Source organism: Streptomyces sp. SA15 (assembly GCF_002291145.1).
Classification (GTDB): Bacteria; Actinomycetota; Actinomycetes; order Streptomycetales; family Streptomycetaceae; genus Streptomyces.
Map to the genome: position 1 here is coordinate 120028 of NZ_NTGE01000164.1, position 19086 is coordinate 139113.

Consider the following 19086-nt stretch of genomic DNA (forward strand, 5'->3'; position numbering starts at 1 on the left):
TCCCTACGCCAAGCCTGCGGCGACGGCGTTCTCGGTGGCGGAGCGGATCGTGGCCTCCTGCTCGGGGAGCAACGGCACCCTGGGCGGACGGCAACGTCCCCCGTGGCGGCCGACGATGTCCATGGACAGCTTGATGGCCTGCACGAACTCGACCTTGGAGTCCCAGCGCAGCAGCGGGTGCAGTTGCTCGTAGAGCTTCTTGGCAGTGCTCAGGTCGCCGCCGACCGCCGCGCGGTACAGCTCCACCGTGGACTTCGGCAGGGCGTTCGGGTAGCCGGCCACCCAGCCCTTGGCGCCGGCCAGCGCGAGTTCCAGCAGGACGTCGTCGGCGCCGATCAACAGGTCCAGTTCCGGGGCGAGTTCGGCGAGCTGGTAGGCGCGGCGGACGTCTCCGGAGAACTCCTTGACCGCACGGATGTACCCCTCGCCGTGCAGCTTGGCGAGCAGCTCCGGCACCAGGTCGACCTTGGTGTCGATGGGGTTGTTGTACGCCACGATCGGCACACCGGCCTCGGCGACCTCGGCGTAGTGGGCGAGGACGGAACGCTCGTCCGCGCGGTAGGCGTTGGGCGGCAGCAGCATCACGGCGGCGCAGCCCGCGTCGCGTGCCTGTTCGGCCCAGCGGCGGGCCTCGGCGGAGCCGTAGGCGGCGACGCCGGGCATCACGCGCGCGCCGCCGATGGCGGCCACGGCCGTCTCGACGACCTTGGCCCGTTCCTCGGGGGTGAGCACCTGGTACTCGCCGAGCGATCCGTTCGGTACGACGCCGTCGCAGCCGTTGTCGACCAGCCAGGCGCAGTGCTCGGCGTACTTGCCGTGGTCGACGGAGAGGTCGTCGTTCAGCGGGAGCGCGGTGGCGACGAGCACGCCGCGCCAGGGACGGTGGTCGGTCATGAGAGTCCTCTCTCTGTGGGCTGTCGGGCAAGGACGCCGAGGGGTACGGGCCGCGCGAACGGCCGCCGGGAGGGGGTGAACGCGCACCCGGCGAGGCCGGCGACCGCGGGGCCGCACACCCGCCCCTGGCACCAGCCCATCCCGGCCCGCGTCAGCAGCTTCACGGTTCGCAGGTCACCGGCGCCGAGTCGCTCGACGGCCTCCCGGATCGCACCGCCGTCGACCTCTTCGCAACGGCATACGACGGTGTCGTCGGTGACCTGCTCGGCCCAGTGCGCGGGCGGCGCGTACACGGTGTCGAGCGCGGCGGAGAACTCCCGCAGCCGGGCCCGGGACTTCGCGGCCGCGGCCCACTCCCGCCGGTCGGGTTCGGCCCCGTGCAGCCGCGCCGCGGCGGAGCGTCCGGCGATGTGCCCCTCGGCGAGCGCCAGGGCCGCCCCGCCGATGCCGGTGGCCTCACCCGCCGCCCAGACACCGGGAACGTCGGTGCGTTGTTCATCGTCCACATGAACGTTCGAGCCTTCGAGGCGGCAACCCAGGGTCTCGGCCAGATCGGTGTGCGGCAGCATGCCGTGGCCGACGGCCAGGGTGTCGCAGGGGATACGGCGCTCCGTGCCGGGCCTGACCCGTCCGGTGGCGTCGAGCGCGGCGACGGTCACCGCCTCCAGCCGCTCGATGCCGTGCGCCTCGGCCACGGTGTGGCGGACGAAGGTGCGCACGCGGTGCCGCAGCAGCCGGGCCGCGTATCCGGCGCCCTCGGCGACCTTGTCCGGCTGCGCGGCCAGTGCGCGGGTCCGCCGTAGGAACGCGCGCGGATCGGCGGACTCGACGAGCGCGGCGATCTCCATCCCGGCCGCGGCGAGCCCGGTGGCCACCGGCAGCAGCAGCGGCCCGGTCCCGGCGACGACGGCGGTCCGTCCGGGCACCGCGAGGGCCCCCTTGAGCATGGCCTGGGCGCCGCCCGCGGTGATGACGCCGGGGAGGGTCCAGCCGGGGAAGGGCAGCACCTTCTCGTAGCCGCCGGTGGCGAGGAGCACGGCGTCGGCACGCACCTCGACCGGCTCCTCCTGCTCGGGGCCGAGCAGGGCGTGCACGGTGAAGCCCTCGCCCCACCGCTCGCCTCCCTCCACGAGCCAGACATGATGGCCCGTCAAGTGACGTACGACGCCTGCCCGCACGTGGGAGCCCAGCCCGTCCCGCAGTCGCTCCCAGGTCCGCCACTGGTGGTGCAGGGCCTGGGGTCGGCCGGCGCGCAGTTCGGCGGCCGGCTGCCGGTAGAACTGTCCGCCGGCCTGTGCGGCCGAGTCGAGCAGTGTGACCCGGACGCCGCGGGCCGCAGCGGCGAGGGTCGCGGCGAGACCGGCCGGCCCCGCGCCGATCACCGCGAGCCGCGGTCGCTCACTCGACATGCCCGGTCCCCTCCTGCGTACGGATGATGTCGCCCGGACGCACCGGCACCAGACAAGCCCGCCTGTTCGGGCGATCGTTGACGGTCACCAGGCAGTCGAAGCAGACGCCGATCCCGCAGAAGATGCCGCGCGGACGGCGTTCGCCACGGGTGCTGCGCCAGGAAGTGACTCCGGCCGACCAGAGCGCGGCGGCGACCGTCTGGCCGGGCAGCGCCTCGACCGTACGGCCGTCCAGGGTGATGGTGAAGGCGGGGCCCGGCTCGGCCCCGGCGAGGTCAAAGGGGGATGTCACGCGGCCTCCTCGGGGAAACGGTCGGGCCGGAACGGCGCCAGGTCCAGGTCGGGCGTCTTCGCGGTCAGCGCCTGCGCGATCAAGTGCCCGGTGCCGGTGGCCAGTCCGATGCCCGCGCCCTCGTGCCCGCAGGCGTGGAAGAGCCCGGGGACGCGGGGATCGGGGCCGATGGCGGGCAGGTGGTCGGGCATGTACGGGCGGAAGCCGACGTAGGACCGCAGAGCGTGGACGCCGGCCAGGAAGGGGAACAGCCCGGTCGCGCCGGCCGCCAGGGCCCGTACCGCCGCCAGTGAGAAGGTCCGGTCGAAGCCGACGCGTTCACGGCTCGCGCCGATCAGGATCGGGCCCGCCGCCGTCCCCTCCACGACCGGCGAGGTCTGCAGCGCGGCGGAGTCGCTGGCCACATCGGCCACGTAGTCGGCGGCGTACACCTTGTGGCGGACCAGACGCGGAAGCGGTTCGGTGACCAGGACGAAGCCGCGCCGGGGCAGGACGGGCAGGGAGGTTCCGGCACGTGCGGCGAGTTCGGCGCCCCAGGTGCCGGCCGCGTTGACGACCGCCGGGGCGTGCAGGTCACCCCGGTCCGTACGGACCCCGCGCACTTCCCCGTCCGCCGTGCGCAGTACGTCCGTCACGGTCCGGCCGGTGAGCAGGCGCGCGCCGGAGGCCTTCAGCAGGTGGGCGGCGGCCAGGGCGGGCATGACCTGGCTGTCCTGCGGGTAGTGGACGCCGCCCGGCAGGCCGGGGGCGAGATGGGGTTCGAGGTCGTACAGTCCGCCGCCCGTGACCTTGTCCGCCACAACGCCTGCGGCGCGCTGCCCTTCGGCGAACCGCTCCAGGGCCGCGAGTCCGTCGGAGGTCGAGGCGACCACGACGCCACCCTTGGCCTCGTACTCGAAGATCTCGCCGTACTCCCCCGCGAGTTCCTCCCACAGACGCCCGGACAGCTGGGCGAGATCGAGCTCGGGACCCGGCTCCTTGTCGGAGACGAGGAGATTGCCCTCACCCGCGCCGGTCGTGCCGCCGGCCACCGGCCCACGGTCGACCACGGTGACGTCGAGGCCCGCCCGGGCCGCGTACAGGGCGCAGGCGGCACCCACCATTCCGGCTCCGACGACCACGACTTCGCAGGTCAGTCGCTCGCTCACGTCAGTACTATGTCACATGGCTCTGATACGGGGAATGACGCCGACGCCGGGAGACCCGGACGGAAACGGTGGGTTGAAGAGGTGGGTTGAAGAGGTGGGCTGAAGAGGTGGGTTGCTGACAAGGCGCCGTCGGCGACCTGAACGCCGACGGTGCCTGTCAGGCCTCGGGGGCGGGCACCACGCTGAGGTGGCCGGCCGTGCGGCGGGGGCGGACGGCCCGCCGCGGGGCCGGCACCGGGCGGCGCGCGGGGCGCAGCACCAGCGTCAGCCGGGTGTAGCCCATGTCCCGCAGGGTCCTGGGCGTCTCGTCGACGACCCGGCAGTCGGTGGCGCCCCAGCGCGGGTCGGGATGCAGCAGCGGGCGGACGGCGCCGTCGTGCTCGACGCCCTGCTCGCCGACCGCGCGGATCCAGTGCGGCAGGCCGTGCCGGTAGGCGGCCTCCATGATCGGGTCCTGGGCGATGTCCCGGCGGATCGACTGCAGCCCGTGGTCGTGGCCGTGTCGCTCAACGGCGGCGGCGAAGTGCGCCAGCATCGGCAGGCACCAGCGCGACTCGTGCTCGCCGAGGACCGTGCTCGCGTCGGGGTGGAACAGGACGAACCTCAGGAAGTTGTCGCCCGGCATGGCCGTCGGGTGGGTGCCCACGCCTCGGAAAAGTGTCTCGAAAGCGGTGTTGGCCAGGACGACGTCCCAGCGGTGGTCGAGAACGAGGGACGGAAAGGGGACGGCCTCCAGGAGGGTGGCGTAGTCCCGCAGATACGCCTGGGCCTCGGGACTCTCGGGGACGGGCCGCGGCTGCGACCGCTGCCCACCTGCCTGATATGCCATCGGGAGGTCACCCCTCTTGCCTATGCGGCCTTCACGCGGCGCCTTGATCCTGGTGCCCCGACTTGAGCCGTGTCAACTATCGTGGCATTCCACGGCTGTTGACGGCTGAAATTGGACACAGTTGTGGCGAGACCTGGATGTGAGTTCGAATGACCGGCTACTCTCCGGGAAGTTCACGGCAACCCGCTTGTGAGAAGCCAGTGAGAAACGTAGGAGATCTGTCGGTGTCGGATGGCTTCCAGTCTCCGGGCGACGTGGCGTCGGCCGTACTGCCGTCCGTCGTCGCCCGCGTCACCGCACTCGCCGACCGGCTCGGCGTGCCGCACGCGGAGGTCTTCGACACCGGCCGCCTGTCCGTGGCCTCCGGTGTGCCCGAGCCCGTCGTCAAGGCGCTGCTGAGCGGCCGCCCCGCGGGCGAACCGGACGTGCAGGCACGGTTCCTGCAACGCCTGGACATGCTGCGCCGCACGCGGCTGAAGCCCAACGGGCGCAAGTACACCCAGCAGGAGATCGCCGACGGCGCCGGCATGTCCCGGCAGCAGGCCGGCGCGCTCATCAACGGCGACCGCCGCCCCACCATGGAGCACTGCGACGCCATCCAGCGGTTCTTCCGGGTGCACGCCGGTTTCCTCACGGCGGAGGACCCCGAGGCGCTCGCGGGCGCCCTCCAGCGCGCCGAGCAGGACCTTTTGCAGAGACTCGCCGAGCGGGAGGCGGCCGCGGCCGCCGACGACCCGCTGGAGCGGCTGCTGCAGGACCACGGCGTCCGCGGGATCGCCTGGCGGGCCGCGCAGTTGCCCACCGACCAGCACCGCGACAAAGTGGCGGAGTGGCTGGACATGCTCTTGGAGAGCGTCAAGCGGCCCGAGTCCTGATCCGGGGGAGAACTGTGGGCATCGGTAAGGAAATGCGCCGTCTGTGCGGCGAGTTGGTCACGGAGCTGACCCTCGCCGCCCCGGCACGGCCCGAGGACCTGTACGGCGCCCTGTGCGAGGCGATGAGCAGACGCCGCGGCCGCCCGGTGCATTTCCGTACGGCCGCCTTCCCGCCCGGCACGGCCAGCGGGCTGTGGCTCGACATGGCCGAGCAGGACCTCGTCGTCATCGAGGAACGCACCGCCCCCGACCACCAGCTGGTGATCCTCGGCCACGAGCTGTGGCACATGAAGGCCGGGCACTGCAGTCATCACGTGGAGGGCGCGGCGGTCGCGGCCCGTCTGCTGAACGACGAGGCGGACCTCCAGGCGACGGTACTGAAGGTCGCCGCCCGCACCCGCTTCGACCAGGCCGAAGAGAAGGAGGCGGAGACCTTCGGTCTGCTGCTGGCCAGCAAGTGCCGTACGTGGCTGGCTGGTTCGTCGTCGCGGGGCCCGGTGCAGCGCGAGCACCTGGCGGGCAGGATCGAGGCGTCACTGGGGTATTTGGGTCCGCAGCAGCAATGACCGAGGGTTCGTGGTCCCACCTGCTCACACAAGCACCAGCAAGGGCCCACCAACCCCCACTGTCCCGACGCGCCGGCCGCGAGGGAGCCGGAGGGGCGCGCCGGTGTCGAGAGCACATGGGGGTCCCCCCGCTCGAGCGAAGCCGAGAGTGGGGGAGCGCGGAGGCCCGAAGGGCTGAGCACGGTCGTGCTCTCGACACCGGCATAGAGCGCCCCGTAGGCGACCGAGCCATCAACTACGTCGCACTGCGTTCACTGACCTCGCGCAGATCACGCTCGATCGCACGGCTGTGAGCGGCATCGGCCCGCCCCTCCGCCGTCCCCGGCCTCCCCTCCCGCAGCAAGTCCCGCCAGTGCTCCCGGCTCCAGTCGGCGGCAGCCGTACCGGCGGTGAACTCCTCCACCAGGGAGACGAACCGCCCCGGATCGCTGTGGAACGGAAAGTGACCCGCGCCCTCGAAGATCTCCAGCCGGCTGCCCGGCATCGCCTCGTGCGCCCCGTACGCGTGTCGTACGGGCACCACGCTGTCCCGGTCGCCCCACAGCAGCATGGTCGGCATGCCCTCGGTGAGATAGCAGCGGTCGAGCATGGTCACGACCTGGCCGCGCCAGTCGACGACCGCGCGCAGGGTGCGGATGAAGGCGTTGCGCGCGGTCTCGTCGGGCAGCGCGTCCACGAGGGTGAGCAGTTCGGGGGCGTCCTGCCCGAGGTCGGTGTCGAGGAGCTTCATCAGGTGTGCCGCGAGACCGACTTGGATGCGCATGCCGGGCAGTCGCAGCGCGGACAGCATCAGATGGGCGCCGGGCAGCGAGACCAGCCGTAGGACCGGGTTGACCTCACGGCCCACGCCGCCCGCGCTGACCAGGATGAGCCGCTCGGTGCGCTCGGGGAACTGGTAGGCGAACTGCATCGCCACGCCTCCGCCGAGCGAGTGTCCGACCAGGGTGGCCGATTCGATGCCGAGGGTGGTGAGCAGGTCGCGCACGCCGTTGGCGTAGGCGGCCACGGAGTAGTCGGCGCGCGGTTTGTCGGAGGCGCCGTGGCCGAGGAGGTCGGGGGCGATCACGGTGTGGGTGCGGGCGAGGTCGGGGATGAGTTCGGCCCAGGTCGCCGAGGAGTCGCCGATGCCGTGGATGAGGACGAGGGCCGGGCCCTGGCCGGCCATGCGGTAGGCGCGGCGGTAGCCGTGCACGACGCGGTACTTCAGCTGGAGTTCCGCGTCGCCCACCGGGCGCAGCCGTACGGTGCGCGCCGGGCGCCGTGGTGGGGCGTCGACCACGCGTTTCGCCTCCTGTTCCGGTGGCCGCGCTGAGGCGGCCAAAAGCCCTTCCTTCCAGCGTAGGGGCGCATTCCTCCCGTGGATTTCGGTGAGGTTTCCCCTCCGCTAAGCGGGCGAACGGACGTGAAGCGGGGCCCGATTGTCAGTGGTGGGCGGCAAGCTGGAAGTACGCCGCCCTGTGGGGGCGTGACAGCACAGACCGACGTGGGGAGAGCCGCCCGATGCACACCGCCGTACTGACCGACCGCGAACGCACCGCCGTCCAGGCCTATCTGCGGCTGTTGCACACCGTGCGGGCGGCTTTCGACGTCGCGCCCGGCCCGCCGGGTGCCGGCCGACCACCCGTGGTCCCGCCCGCGGTGCTGGCCGAGGCGGAGCGGGCGCTGGAGGAGGCGGGGCTGGCCGGAAACGAGGAGGCGTTCTTCCGGCTGCTGCACAGCTGGTGCCCACCGGAGCCGTAACCCGCCAGGGGGTTACGTGTAGTGCGGCACGGTCACGGCCGTCGCCACCAGCCCGCGCCGGGCGGTCCAGCGGCCCTCGAAGTGAGTGAGCCGCCGGCCGCCCACCAGCGGGCCCGGTACGAGGAGTTCGGCGCGCAGGGCGCCCGTCAGCGGGTCGTCCGGGTCGACGGAGAGCTCGATGTCGGCCTCGGAGAAGTCCAGCCACTTCCGGGTGAGGGGGAACCACGCCTTGTAGACGGACTCCTTGGCACTGAACAGGAGCCGGTCCCAGTGGATGCCGGGGTTGTCGTGGGTGAGTCGGCGCAGGCGGTCCCGTTCCGCGGGCAGTGACACGGCGGGCAGGACGCCGTCGGGGAGCGGGCCGTCGGGTTCGGCGTCGATGCCCAGGGAGGCCAGGTCGGTGGCGCGGACCAGGGCTGCCGCGCAATAGCCGTCGCAGTGGGTCATGCTGCCGGTCAGTCCGGAGGGCCAGCCCGGGGCGCCGCGTTCCCCGGGCAGGACGGCCTGCGGTGGTACGCCGAGCTTCTCCATGGCCCGGCGGGCGCAGGAGCGTGCGACGGCGAACTCGCGGCGCCGCTTGGGGACGGCCTGGGCCACGACGGCTTCTTCCCCGGGGTACAGGCGCGCGTTCTCGGGCTCGTCGTTGCCGTACACCTCCACGGCCACCACGGAGTCCGGCAGCAGTTCCGAGATCACCGGGCCCCGACCTCCTTCGGAACGATGCGGCGCAGCCGCCCGGGTGGGTCCGGGCGCTTTCGCCATTCGCGGGGGTAGCCCACCGACACCTCCTCGAAGCGGACGCCGTCGTGCCAGGTGGTCCGGGGGATGTGGAGGTGGCCGTAGACCATGGTCTGGACGCGGAATCTGCGGTGCCAGTCGGCGGTGAGCCGGGTGCCGCACCACATGGCGAACTCGGGGTGCCACAGGACGTCCGTGGGGTGCCGGTCCAGCGGATAGTGGTTGACGAGGACGGTGGGCAGGTCGTCGGGCAGGGCGGCGAGCCGGCGTGCGGTCTCGTCGACGCGGGCCCGGCACCAGGCCTCGCGGGTGGGGTAGGGGTCGGGGTGCAGCAGGAACTCGTCGTTGCAGACGATCCCGGTCTCGTGCGCGTACGCCAGTCCCTGCTCCTTGGTAGTGCAGCCGGCCGGCAGGAAGGAGTAGTCGTACAGCAGGAACAGCGGGGCGACGGCGACGGGGCCGCCGGGGCCGTTCCAGACGGGGTAGGGGTCCTCGGGTGTGGTGACGCCGATTTCCCGGCACAGGGCGACCAGATGGTCGTAGCGGGCGACTCCGCGGAGGGTGACGGTGTCCTTGGGGTGGGTCCACAGTTCGTGGTTGCCGGGGGCCCAGACGACCTTGCGGAAGCGGCCCGCGAGTGTGCTGAGGGCCCAGCGGATGTCGGAGACGGTCTCCGCGACGTCGCCGGCCACGAGCAGCCAGTCGTCGTCCGACTCCGGCCGCATCCGTTCGACGAGGGCGCGGTTCTCCTCGTAGCCGATGTGCAGGTCGCTGATGGCCAGCAGCTGTCCGGCACCGCCGACCGTCGACGTCACCTGTTGCCTCCTCCGATCACCCGAATGGGACCACGAGAACACATTTGCGGTTCCGAGGACAAGGGTGACTCGCGTCGGCCGGTCTTCCCATCGAGTCGGCCGATCTTCAGCACGCCCGGGGGCCGGGATGAGCCTGATCGGAAAACCGGTGTGAGCGTGATCGGAAAATCCGTAACACGCACGTTGCACGCGGCACCCTTTCAAAGCCGTATGATCGCCCCAACACCACCGCCATCAACGCCCTTCGCACGGGGCGGTTTGGTGTCCCTCCAACCACCCTGCCCGGGCACGGGCCTGCTTCGCCCTGCCCGCGAACCGTGAAAGGCGGCCTGCATGGTCTCTCGCGTACGCGTCTGGCTCAACCGCACGTACGCGGAGAACGTGTTCTTCATGGATCAGCTGCGGAGAAATCCCAGCGACCGGGCCGTCGAGATCCATGCGACCCACGGGGACGCCGACTCCCCCGTCCTCGCCGCCGCCGACTCCGCCGATCTGGAGCCGGAGGGTCTGTCCCCCGCCGCGTACGTGGAGTACGCGCTCGACCAGTGCCAACGCCGCGGCATCGACGTGTTCGTGCCCCGGCTGCACCAGTCGGCGATCGTGGCGCACCGCGCCGATTTCGAGGCGGTCGGTACAGCGCTGCTGGCGCCGCCGCCCCAGGCAGTGGCGGTCTTCCACGACAAGGTGATCGCGTACGAGGCCGTGCAGGCGATCGGCGTGCCGGTGCCGCCTTGGTGGCGGGTGCGGAACGCGGACGAACTCGTCGCCGCCGTCGAGGAGCTGGAGGCGGGCGGGCACAAGGCGTGCTTCAAGCCGGCATCCGGTGCGGGCGGGGTGGGCTTCCGTGTCATCACGCGTACTCCCTTCTCGCTCATGCACCTCAATGGCTTCCCGACTCCGTACGTGCCGCTGGACCTGGTGCGTCAGGTCCTGGAGCAGGCCGACGAGCCGGTGGACTGGCTGGTCATGCCGCGGCTGGAGCAGCCGGAGGTGTCGGTGGACTGCCTGACCGGTCCCGACAACCTGGTCCGGCTGGCCGTGGGCCGCACCAAGAACGGCCGCCGTCGTGGTTTCACGCTGCACGAGCAGTGGCTGGATCCGGCGCGGCGGATCGCGGAGGGCTTCGGGCTGCACTATCTGTCCAACATCCAGTTCCGGATGTTCGGTGACAGGCCCGTCCTGATGGACGTCAACACCCGCCCGGCCGGCGGACTGCACCAGCTGTCCCTGTGCGGGGTCAACGCCCCTTGGGCGGCTGTGCAGTTGGCGCTCGGCGAGGATCCGGGCGAGATGGTGCCGCCGTTCCTGGGCCAGGACTACACGGTGGTGTCGGGCCCGCGCCCGCTGCGGCCGTTGTCGATCCCGCAGCAGCGGACGGAGGCACCGGAACCGCTGCCGGCGGTGCCCGCCCCGGCGGCGCAGTCGGTCGAGACGGTCACGACGGAGGCGGGGGCTCCCGCCACAGCCACAGCCACAGCACCGGCGTAAGCCCACACGCTCGTCCGGCCCTTCGCCGGTCAGCCGCGTGCCGCGAGCGCCTCGCGCTCACACCGGGCTGTCGACGTAATGGTTGTCGAACCGCTGCGAGGAGTCCTTCATCTCCTGCGGGTCGGCCTCGCCGCGCATCACCCGGCCGAGCAGCCGCAGGTAGTCGAAGCGTCCGGCGCCCGGTGTGAAGACGAACAGCACGTCCGCCGTCGCACCGGGCGCGGCGGCGAAGGCGTGCGGGGTGTGCGGCGGCACGACGAGGAAGTCGCCCGCCTCCAGGACGGTGATCTCCTCGCCCACCAGCACCTGAAGCGCTCCGTCGATCACGAAGAACATCTCGGAGGCCTTGGTGTGCAGATGGGCGGGCGCGCCGACCGCGCCCTCGGCGAAGGTCGAGCGGTAACTGGTCAGGCGCCCGCCGGTGTCGGCGGAGTCCGCGAGGAGCGTCATCACGCTGCTGGGGTCACGCGTGGTCTCGGCCGCGGCGGCACGGGTGAGAACCGGGGCGAAGTCCGGGACCTGCGTGGTCCCGTTCTGCTGAGTCGTCGTCATGGCTACGACTTTATGGAGCCGATCGACCGGCGGCAGGGGGCAATCCGGCGCCGGAATCATGGGTCAATTCCGCGGGCCGAATCACTCGACCGGGTAGCCCCATGCCTTCGCCAAGTCCGCAAGCCTGGGAGGCAGTTTTGCCTCCGGATCCGCGGCGCGGGCGGGCTGGATGCGGCCCGACTTGATGGTGCTGCTCCAGTCGCCGAGCTGCGGGCGGAAGGTGCCGTGGTCCTTGCTGCCGTAGTCGAGCATGGCGCTCTCCCACGGGACGCCCAGGTAGTCGCACAGGCCGCGGGTGGTCTTCTCCGGTTCGGCGGTGAGTTCCTCGTACGTGATCACGTGGGCGTCGAGGCTCTGGCGGGCCTCTTCCAGTTTCTCGCTGTAGTCGAGGACTTCGGCGCGGATGGCCTCGTGGTCGGGATCCGTGCGGCGATTGGTGAGGGACGTGATGACCGCGCCCGGGTGGCGCAGCAGGACGATGTGCCGGGCGTCGGGCCAACATCGGCGCAGCCGGGGCCAGATGAGGGTGTTGGCCGGGGTCTTGTCGACGATGACGTCCTTGCCGCTGCGGATGAGTTCCAGGTGCAGCACCCGGTCCCACAGGACGTGCTCCAGTTCCTCCTTGTCCAGTTCGAGCGCCTTCATGGCCTCCGCGGTGAAGTCGCGCGTCAACTCGACGTGGAGGGTGCGCAGATGCATCTCGTGGGGGGCGCGGATGCGGCTGTGGCTGTTCAGCAGCACCCTGAGCAGGGTCGACCCGGAGCGGACGGAGGACAGCACGAACACCGGCGACTTGACCAGGCGCGGGGCGCGCGGGGCGGTGTACGTCTCGGCCGCAGACCCGGAGCGGGGCGCGGGTACGGCGTCCAGGTTCCGGCGCGGCGGGCTCACCGCCTCTTTCATCAGCCTCCCCCGACGCTTGAGCCCCTTGCCGATCGCGGACATACGCGGGTCTCGCACCGTGACACCTTTCTCTCGCGCTGTACGCTCCTGATCCCAGGGGCGGCAAGCGAACTTCAGGTGTCGCGCAGGCAAAGCACCGTGGTCACGGAACCTCTAATTCCGCCCGTGACCAGGTGATTTACCACTTTCTTAATTCTTGATGGGAACTGCCGTGGCAGGCCTCAGAAGCGGCCCGACCCCCGGTACAGCTCCAGTTCGCCGTCGAGTTCGACCGCGAGGACCGTGGCATACGGGTCGATGTCGGCCGCGGCGGGCGAGTCGATCCACAGCACGCCGACGGCCTCGTGGAGCCCGCCGACGACGCGGTGGGCCAGTTCGGTGCCGCTGCCGAGGACGGTGACCTTGCGGACCGGTGTGACGAGGCCACGGACGCCGATCTCGGCGCGGGGGATGTCGAACAGGGTGAGGTAGAGGGTGCGGCGGTCGGCGGCGAGGGTGCTGGGCCCGTAGTGGTGCCCGGCCGGGAGCCCGCGCACCGTCCCGTACACCGCGTCGGCGTGCTTGCGGATCCACTCCCCCAGGCCTTCGAGGCGCTCGACCTGCGGCTCGGGGATGGTGCCGTCCTCCATCGGGCCGACGTCGAGCAGCAGGTTGCCGCCCCCGCCGATGGTCTCCGTGAAGTAGCGGATCAACTGGCTGAGCGACTTGTGGTTGTGGTCGTGGTGCTGGTAACCCCAGGAGTCGTTGATCGTCAGGCACAGCTCCCAGGGACCCTCGGGCGGCACGACGGGGGCGCCCTGTTCGGGGGTGGCGTAGTCGCCCTCGCTGAGCATGCGGGCGTTGAAGACGACGTCGGGAGAGTACGAGCGGATGAGCGCGGCGAGTTCGGGGATGCGCCACTGCTCCTCGCTGCGGTCCCACTCGCCGTCGAACCACATCAGGTCGGGCCGGTAGCGGGAGGCCAGTTCGCGGATCTGGCCGTCGCGGTAGGCGATGAACCGCTCCCAGGCCTGAAGGTCCTCGTCCTCGGCCGCGACCTCCGAGTAGCGGTTGTCCTCCAGCTCCGGCGGGCGGCCGGGCTTGCGGGTGGAGGCGTAGTCGGGGTGGTTCCAGTCGGAGTGCGAGTAGTACAGACCGACCTTCAGGCCCTGTTCGCGCAGGGCGTCGGCGTAGCCGGATATGTAGTCGCGGCCCAGGTTGAGGTCGCCGTACTCGGTGTCCCAGAGGGCCACGCCGTCGTGGTGGCGGCTGGTCAGGACGGCGTACTTGGCGCCGGCCCGCGCGAAGAGCTGCGCCCAGGCGTGCGGGTCGTACTTGGCGCCGGTGAAGCGGTCGAGCTGGGACATGTACTGGTCGTGCGGCACGATGTCGTCGTAGAACGACCAGGACTCCTGGACGCCGTCGACGGCGTAGATCCCCCAGTGGACGAAGATCCCCAACTTGGCATCGGTGAACCAGGGCTGCATGGGCACGGGTGAACTCCTCGACAGGACAAGATCACTTCGTGGAAGGGGCGGGCACGACGACGTGCCCGCCCCGGGTGCCGGGTTCTACCGGCCGGTGGCGCCGCGCCGCAGACGGAGCGTCAGCACCTGGAAGGGGCGCAGCGAGACCGCGATCCCGCCGTCGCCGTCGATGTCCGCGTCCTCCAAGGGCCGCTCCAGCAGGTCGGTGACCTGTGCGCCGGCGAGCGGGAATCCGGTGCGCAGCACACCGTGGGCGCGGCCGCCGCGGGACTCGTACAACCGCACCACCACGTCACCCGACTCGTCGTCGGCGAGCTTGACCGCCTCGACCGTCACGCCCTCGCCGTCCACGGCGACGACCGGCTCGGGGGCGCCCGCCGCGTCCGCCACGCGCAGCGGCAGGTTGAGGGCGTAGCCCTCGGCGACGGCGTCCTCGATGTCCGCACCGGGGAGGAGGGAGTAGACGAAGCGGTGCCTGCCCTGGTCGGCCTCGGGGTCCGGGATGCGCGGGGCGCGGACCAGGCTGAGGCTGACCGTGGTCGTCGTTCCGCCGTCCTCGCGGACTGTGCGGGAGACGTCGTGGCCGTAGGTCGAGTCGTTGATGACGGCGACGCCGTAGCCGGGCTCGCCGATGTGCACCCAGCGGTGGCCGGCGACCTCGAAGCGGGCCGCCTCCCAGCTGGTGTTGGTGTGGGTGGGACGCTGGACGTGGCCGAACTGGATCTCCGCGGAGGAGTGCGGCGCCCTGATGTCCACCGGGAAGCCGGCCTTCAGGATCTTCTCGGCCTCGTGCCAGTCGATGTCGGTCTCGAAGTCGATGCGCGGGCTGCCGGCGCGCACGGTGATGGTCTGCGTGATCGTCGAGCCCTTGCCGAAGGAGCGCGTGACACGGATCGCGCCCAGCAGTGGGTCCTGCGAGACGGCCTCGACGGAGTCGGGCGTCAGCAGGTCCGTGTAGCGGTTCTTGTAGTGCTTGTCGATGTCCCAGGCGTCCCAGTAGTTCGGGAGGTCGGTGTGCAGGCGGAGCAGGTTGCCCCGGCCGGCGAGGACTTCGCGGTTCGCCCGTAGATCGTAGACGGACGACAGTGTGCCGTCTTCCGCCACCTCCACACGGACCAGGCCGTTGTCGAGGACACGCCCCTCGGCCTTCACCGGCCGCGGGGGCTCGGCGTCGGTGAGCGGCGCGCTGCCGCTCGCGGGCACCTCCACGTACGCCGGTGTGCCGTCGGCCGTACGGATCACCTCGGAGCGGTCGCACGGGCTCGTGTTGAACACGCGCGGCCCGCCGGCGCCCAGCGCGGCGATCGCCTCGGCCGTCAGCGCCTCCAATTCCTCGGCGACGCGGGCGTATTCGGCCTCCGCCTCCCGGTGCACCCACGCGATCGAGGAGCCCGGCAGGATGTCGTGGAACTGGTGGAGCAGGACCGTCTTCCACAGCCGGTCCAGCTTCTCGTACGGGTACGAGTAGCCCGGCGCGTGCAGAGCGGCCGTCGTCGCCCACAACTCGGCCTCGCGCAGCTTGTGCTCGCTGCGCCGGTTGCCCTGCTTGGTGCGGGCCTGGGAGGTGTAGGTGGCGCGGTGCAGCTCCAGATAGAGCTCGCCGTTCCAGACCGGGGCGTCCGGGTACTCCTCGCGGGCCTTGGCGAAGAACTTGTCGGGGTGCTCGACGACGACCTTCGGGGAGCCCTCCAGGTCCTTCAGGCGCCGCGCCCGTTCCATGATCTCGCGGGTGGGGCCGCCACCGCCGTCGCCCCAGCCGAAGGGCGCGAGCGAGCGGGTACCGCCGCCCTTCTCCGAGTAGTTGCGCACGGCCCGGTCCATCTCCTCGCCGCTGAACCGGGCGTTGTAGGTGTCGACCGGCGGGAAGTGGGTGAAGATGCGGGTGCCGTCGATGCCCTCCCACCAGAAGGTGTGGTGGGGGAACTTGTTGGTCTGGTTCCAGGAGATCTTCTGGGTGAGGAACCACTCGTTGCCGGCGAGCTTGGCGAGCTGTGGATAGGCGGCGGTGTAGCCGAAGGAGTCCGGCAGCCACACGCCCTTCGTCTCGACGCCGAAGTGCTCGATGAAGAACCGCTTGCCGTGGATCAGCTGGCGGGCGATGGCCTCGCCGCCGGGCAGGTTGCCGTCGGCCTCGACCCACATGCCGCCGACCGGCGCCCACTGGCCCTTCTTCACCGAGTCCTGGATGCGCGCCCACACGTGGGGGTAGTTGTCGCGCACCCACTCGTACTGCTGGGCCTGGGAGCAGGCGAAGATGAAGTCGTCGTACTCGTCGGCCAGCGAGGTGACGTTCGAGAACGTGCGGGACGTCTTGCGCTTGGTCTCGCGGATGGGCCACAGCCAGGCGGAGTCGATGTGGGCGTGGCCGACGCCGGAGACGGTGTGGGCGCTGGCGTGGGCGGGCCGGGCCAGGACGGGCGCGAGCACCTCGCGGACGGCCGGGGCGCTGCCGGAGATGTCGTCGAGGTCCAGGGCGTCCATGGCGCGGTCGAGGGCGTGCATGATCTCGTGGCGGCGGGGCTCGTGCTCGCCGAGGTGGACCATGAGCTCGCGCAGCACCTGAAGGTCCAGGTCGAGGTGCCAGACCTGCTCGTCAAGGATGGCGAGGTCGGCGCGGCGGAATGTATACAGTGGACGGTCGCCTGCCGTCAGTACATCGCCCATGGTCGTCGGTGCGGAGAAGTTGTTCGCCAGGATGTCGGGGTTCGAGGCCGCCTCGACCAGATAGTCGACCGTCTCGCCGCCCGTCGCCGGGTTGGCGATCGCCACGTATTGGTTGAGCGGGTTCACCGCCTTCAGCGGCGTCCCGTCCGTGAGGTGGACCAGCGCCTCGGCCTGGTTGCCTGGCCAGTCGCCCACGAAGCCGAGGTCGATGACCGCCTCGACGCGCTTGCCGGCCCACTCGGCGGGCACCTGGCCGCGCATCCGGAACCAGGTGGTGCCCCAGGGCGGGCCCCACGGGGTGTCCATCGCGAAGGGCTCGTAGGGCGCGGCGGCGGCCTCCGCGAAGGGGACCGGCTCCCCCGGCGCCTGCCAGGCCTCGACCTCGAACGGGACGGTGGCCGCGTAGATCGCTGGCTTGATGCGCTGGTCGTGAACGCGCTCGACGCGCTCCTCGATCCGGCGGCGTTCGTCGTGCATCAGAATCTCCAGGTCAGTGGGTCGGGAAAGCGCTTACCCAAGGTACGCCAGGCCGGGGTGGACGGCGGTGTAGCCCTCGACGAGCCGCCGGGCCACGTTGACCGAGTCGACCAGCGGGTGCAATGCGAACGCCTTCACGGCCGTCGCACGGGAGCCGGAGTCGGCGGCGGCGAGCACCTCGCGCTCGACCGCCTTGACCGAACAGACCAGGCCGGTGGCGTGGTCGGGCAGCGGGGCGACGGCCACCGGATGGGCGCCGTTGGCATCGACCAGGCACGGGACCTCGATGACGGCGTCCGTGTCGAGCACGGAAAGGGTGCCCTGGTTGCGGACGTTGAGGATCAACGTGGTGCGCTCGTCGCGGGCGATCGCCCGCATCAGGGCGAGGGCCACCTTCTCGTAGCCGCCGGACAGGTCGTCGGCGTCGCGTTCGCCGGCGCCGGCCGTCTCCCGGTTCTCGGCCATGTAGGTGGCCTCGCGCTCGGCGCGGGTGCGGTCCCAGGTGGTCAGGGCGGCGGCGTCGGGGCGCCGCATCTCCTGGTAGAAGCGGGCCTGCTGGTCGGCCAGGAAGGCGCCGCGGGTCTTGTCGGCCTGCTGGTAGGCGCTGACGGCTTCCCGGTTGAAGTAGTAGTAGTGCAGGTACTCGTTGGGGATCGCCCCCAGCGACCGCAGCCAGTCGACGCCGAAGAGCTTGCCCTCCTCGAAGGAGCCGAGCAGTTCGGGGTCGGCGAGCAGGCGCGGAAGTTCGTCCCGGCCGGCGATGCGCAGTCCGCGCACCCAGCCGAGGTGGTTGAGGCCGACGTAGTCGATCCAGGCCTCCTGCGGGTTCTTCGCGCCGAGCACGCGGGCGATACGGCGGCCGAGGCCGACCGGCGAGTCGCAGATGCCGATGACGCGGTCGCCGAGGTGGCGGGACATGGCCTCGGTGACGAGTCCGGCCGGGTTGGTGAAGTTGATGACCCAGGCGTCGGGGGCGAGGCGGGCGACGCGCTGGGCGATGTCGACGGCGACGGGGACCGTCCGCAGACCGTATGCGATGCCGCCCGCGCCGACCGTCTCCTGGCCGAGGACGCCTTCCGCCAGCGCCACCCGTTCGTCGTTGGCGCGGCCCTCCAGGCCGCCGACGCGGATCGCGGAGAAGATGAAGTCGGCGCCGCGCAGGGCCTCGTCGAGGTCGGTGGTGGCGGTCACCTGGGGCGCGTCGGGCACGTCGGCGGCTTGTTCAGCCAATACACGGGCGACTGCATACAGTCGACTGTCGTCCAGATCGTGCAGAACGACTTCAGTAACCCGGCCTTCGCCGCGGTCCGTCAGCAGCGCCCCGTACACGAGCGGCACCCGGAATCCGCCGCCGCCCAGAATCGTCAGCTTCACGCCGCACCAGCCTTTCCACGTTCCCCGGCCACGAGCACCTCGACACCCGCCTCCTGAAGGGAGGACCGCGTCTCCGCGTTCACCGGCGCGTCGGTCACCACCACGTCCAGGTCCTCGGGACCGCAGACCTTCGCCATGCCCATGCCCGGGAACTTCGTCGAGTCGGCGAGCAGCACGACCTTCTCACTGGCCTTGATCATGGCCCGCTTGACGGGTACCTCGACGACCGTCGTGTCCATCACCTGTCCCCCCGGCCGCACCCCGCTGGTGCCGAGGAAGAGCCAGTCGGCGTGCAGCTGGCGCAGATTGTCCTCGGTGAGGAAGCCCACCAGGGAGCGGTACTCGCGGCGGACCATGCCGCCGAGCAGCACCAGCTCGATGCCCTCGTCGTCGGCGAGCTCCTCGTACACGACCAGGTTGCTGGTGATCACGGTGAGCCGGCGACCGTGCAGCTGGCGGGCCAGGCGGTAGGCCGTGGTGCCGATGTCGAGCAGCACCGACTGGCCGTCCTGGACCAGCGCGGCGGCCCGGGCCGCTATCGCGTCCTTCTCGGCCACCCGAACCTCGGCGACCTCGTCGAAGGGCTGGTCGCCCTCCTCCACGACCGCGCCGCCGTGCACACGGGTGAGCAGCCCCTCCTCCTCCAGTTTGACGAGGTCACGCCGGACGGTGGCAGGGCTCACACCGAGTTGCTCGGAGAGGTCGGTCACAGCCGCGGGGCCGCCCGAGCGCAGGGCCCGCAGGATGAGTTGGTGTCGTCGTTCAGCCAGCACGACGTGAACAGTACTCGTCATTGTCAATCATTTCTATGCTCAGTTCTGTATGACTCTTGACCAATCTCGCCGAGGGGCGCACG

At 71.1% G+C, this 19086-nt stretch carries 18 protein-coding genes; 4 read left to right on the forward strand and 14 right to left on the reverse strand.

The genetic code is table 11. The features are described 5' to 3' along the window. Nucleotides 1-3: 3 nt before the first annotated feature. The 5 genes from CLM62_RS36720 to CLM62_RS36740 all read right to left on the reverse strand — a co-directional run bounded on the left by CLM62_RS36720 (nt 4) and on the right by CLM62_RS36740 (nt 4572). Nucleotides 4-894: a dihydrodipicolinate synthase family protein gene (locus CLM62_RS36720; protein WP_095754214.1), complete on the reverse strand. Its 891-nt coding sequence runs from the start codon at nt 892-894 to the stop codon at nt 4-6. After that, on the reverse strand, nt 891-2303 hold the full coding sequence (locus CLM62_RS36725; protein ID WP_095754215.1) for an NAD(P)/FAD-dependent oxidoreductase: 1413 nt from the start codon (nt 2301-2303) through the stop codon (nt 891-893). Before CLM62_RS36725 ends, CLM62_RS36720 begins: the two co-directional genes overlap by 4 nt. Next, nucleotides 2293-2595 carry a (2Fe-2S)-binding protein gene (locus CLM62_RS36730; protein ID WP_095754216.1) on the reverse strand — a complete coding sequence of 101 codons (303 nt, stop codon included), beginning with the start codon at nt 2593-2595 and terminating at the stop codon, nt 2293-2295. The genes CLM62_RS36725 and CLM62_RS36730 overlap by 11 nt, the downstream gene beginning before the upstream one ends. After that, the gene (locus CLM62_RS36735) at nt 2592-3743 is read right to left on the reverse strand and encodes an FAD-binding oxidoreductase (RefSeq protein ID WP_095754217.1); all 1152 of its coding nucleotides are present in this window, start codon (nt 3741-3743) and stop codon (nt 2592-2594) included. The genes CLM62_RS36730 and CLM62_RS36735 overlap by 4 nt, the downstream gene beginning before the upstream one ends. 157 nt (nt 3744-3900) lie before the next feature. Continuing rightward, nucleotides 3901-4572 carry a hypothetical protein gene (locus CLM62_RS36740; RefSeq protein ID WP_095754218.1) on the reverse strand — a complete coding sequence of 224 codons (672 nt, stop codon included), beginning with the start codon at nt 4570-4572 and terminating at the stop codon, nt 3901-3903. A 224-nt stretch (nt 4573-4796) separates the two neighbouring features. On the opposite strand from CLM62_RS36740, the gene CLM62_RS36745 reads away from it, so the two are divergent. Both CLM62_RS36745 and CLM62_RS36750 read left to right on the forward strand, forming a co-directional pair. Further along, nucleotides 4797-5447 carry a helix-turn-helix transcriptional regulator gene (locus CLM62_RS36745; RefSeq protein ID WP_095754219.1) on the forward strand — a complete coding sequence of 217 codons (651 nt, stop codon included), beginning with the start codon at nt 4797-4799 and terminating at the stop codon, nt 5445-5447. 32 nt (nt 5448-5479) lie between these two features. Continuing rightward, on the forward strand, nt 5480-6013 hold the full coding sequence (locus CLM62_RS36750) for a toxin-antitoxin system, toxin component (RefSeq protein WP_095754220.1): 534 nt from the start codon (nt 5480-5482) through the stop codon (nt 6011-6013). Nucleotides 6014-6248: 235 nt separating this feature from the next. Here the strand turns inward: CLM62_RS36750 and CLM62_RS36760 are convergent, their stop codons facing one another. After that, nucleotides 6249-7292 carry an alpha/beta fold hydrolase gene (locus CLM62_RS36760; protein WP_179382388.1) on the reverse strand — a complete coding sequence of 348 codons (1044 nt, stop codon included), beginning with the start codon at nt 7290-7292 and terminating at the stop codon, nt 6249-6251. Between the two features lie 221 nt (nt 7293-7513). On the opposite strand from CLM62_RS36760, the gene CLM62_RS36765 reads away from it, so the two are divergent. Beyond that, the gene (locus tag CLM62_RS36765; RefSeq protein ID WP_095754222.1) at nt 7514-7753 is read left to right on the forward strand and encodes a hypothetical protein; all 240 of its coding nucleotides are present in this window, start codon (nt 7514-7516) and stop codon (nt 7751-7753) included. A 12-nt stretch (nt 7754-7765) separates the two neighbouring features. On the opposite strand, the gene CLM62_RS36770 is transcribed toward CLM62_RS36765, so the two are convergent. Beyond that, nucleotides 7766-8449 carry a 4'-phosphopantetheinyl transferase gene (locus CLM62_RS36770; protein ID WP_095754223.1) on the reverse strand — a complete coding sequence of 228 codons (684 nt, stop codon included), beginning with the start codon at nt 8447-8449 and terminating at the stop codon, nt 7766-7768. Then, a complete protein-coding gene (locus CLM62_RS36775) occupies nt 8446-9306 on the reverse strand; it encodes a metallophosphoesterase (RefSeq protein WP_095754224.1) in 861 nt (286 codons plus the stop codon). Before CLM62_RS36775 ends, CLM62_RS36770 begins: the two co-directional genes overlap by 4 nt. Before the next feature lie 333 nt (nt 9307-9639). Between CLM62_RS36775 and CLM62_RS36780 the strand changes: the two genes are divergently transcribed. Next, complete coding sequence (locus CLM62_RS36780; RefSeq protein WP_095754225.1) at nt 9640-10794, forward strand: ATP-grasp domain-containing protein; 1155 nt, start codon at nt 9640-9642, stop codon at nt 10792-10794. A gap of 57 nt (nt 10795-10851) precedes the next feature. On the opposite strand, the gene CLM62_RS36785 is transcribed toward CLM62_RS36780, so the two are convergent. The 6 genes from CLM62_RS36785 to CLM62_RS36810 all read right to left on the reverse strand — a co-directional run bounded on the left by CLM62_RS36785 (nt 10852) and on the right by CLM62_RS36810 (nt 19003). Continuing rightward, nucleotides 10852-11346, reverse strand: coding sequence for a cupin domain-containing protein (locus CLM62_RS36785; protein WP_095754226.1), 495 nt, complete (start codon nt 11344-11346; stop codon nt 10852-10854). Between the two features lie 81 nt (nt 11347-11427). Beyond that, nucleotides 11428-12306 carry a sulfotransferase gene (locus CLM62_RS36790; RefSeq protein ID WP_257004294.1) on the reverse strand — a complete coding sequence of 293 codons (879 nt, stop codon included), beginning with the start codon at nt 12304-12306 and terminating at the stop codon, nt 11428-11430. A 164-nt stretch (nt 12307-12470) separates the two neighbouring features. Further along, a complete protein-coding gene (locus CLM62_RS36795) occupies nt 12471-13721 on the reverse strand; it encodes an alpha-L-fucosidase (RefSeq protein WP_179382389.1) in 1251 nt (416 codons plus the stop codon). A gap of 78 nt (nt 13722-13799) precedes the next feature. Next, nucleotides 13800-16856: a glycoside hydrolase family 38 C-terminal domain-containing protein gene (locus CLM62_RS36800; RefSeq protein ID WP_095754229.1), complete on the reverse strand. Its 3057-nt coding sequence runs from the start codon at nt 16854-16856 to the stop codon at nt 13800-13802. Nucleotides 16857-16889: 33 nt separating this feature from the next. Further along, nucleotides 16890-18230 (reverse strand): 6-phospho-beta-glucosidase, encoded by a 1341-nt coding sequence (locus CLM62_RS36805; RefSeq protein WP_095754230.1) that lies wholly within the window; start codon nt 18228-18230, stop codon nt 16890-16892. Further along, nucleotides 18227-19003 (reverse strand): DeoR/GlpR family DNA-binding transcription regulator, encoded by a 777-nt coding sequence (locus CLM62_RS36810; protein ID WP_095754261.1) that lies wholly within the window; start codon nt 19001-19003, stop codon nt 18227-18229. Before CLM62_RS36810 ends, CLM62_RS36805 begins: the two co-directional genes overlap by 4 nt. Nucleotides 19004-19086 lie beyond the last annotated feature (83 nt).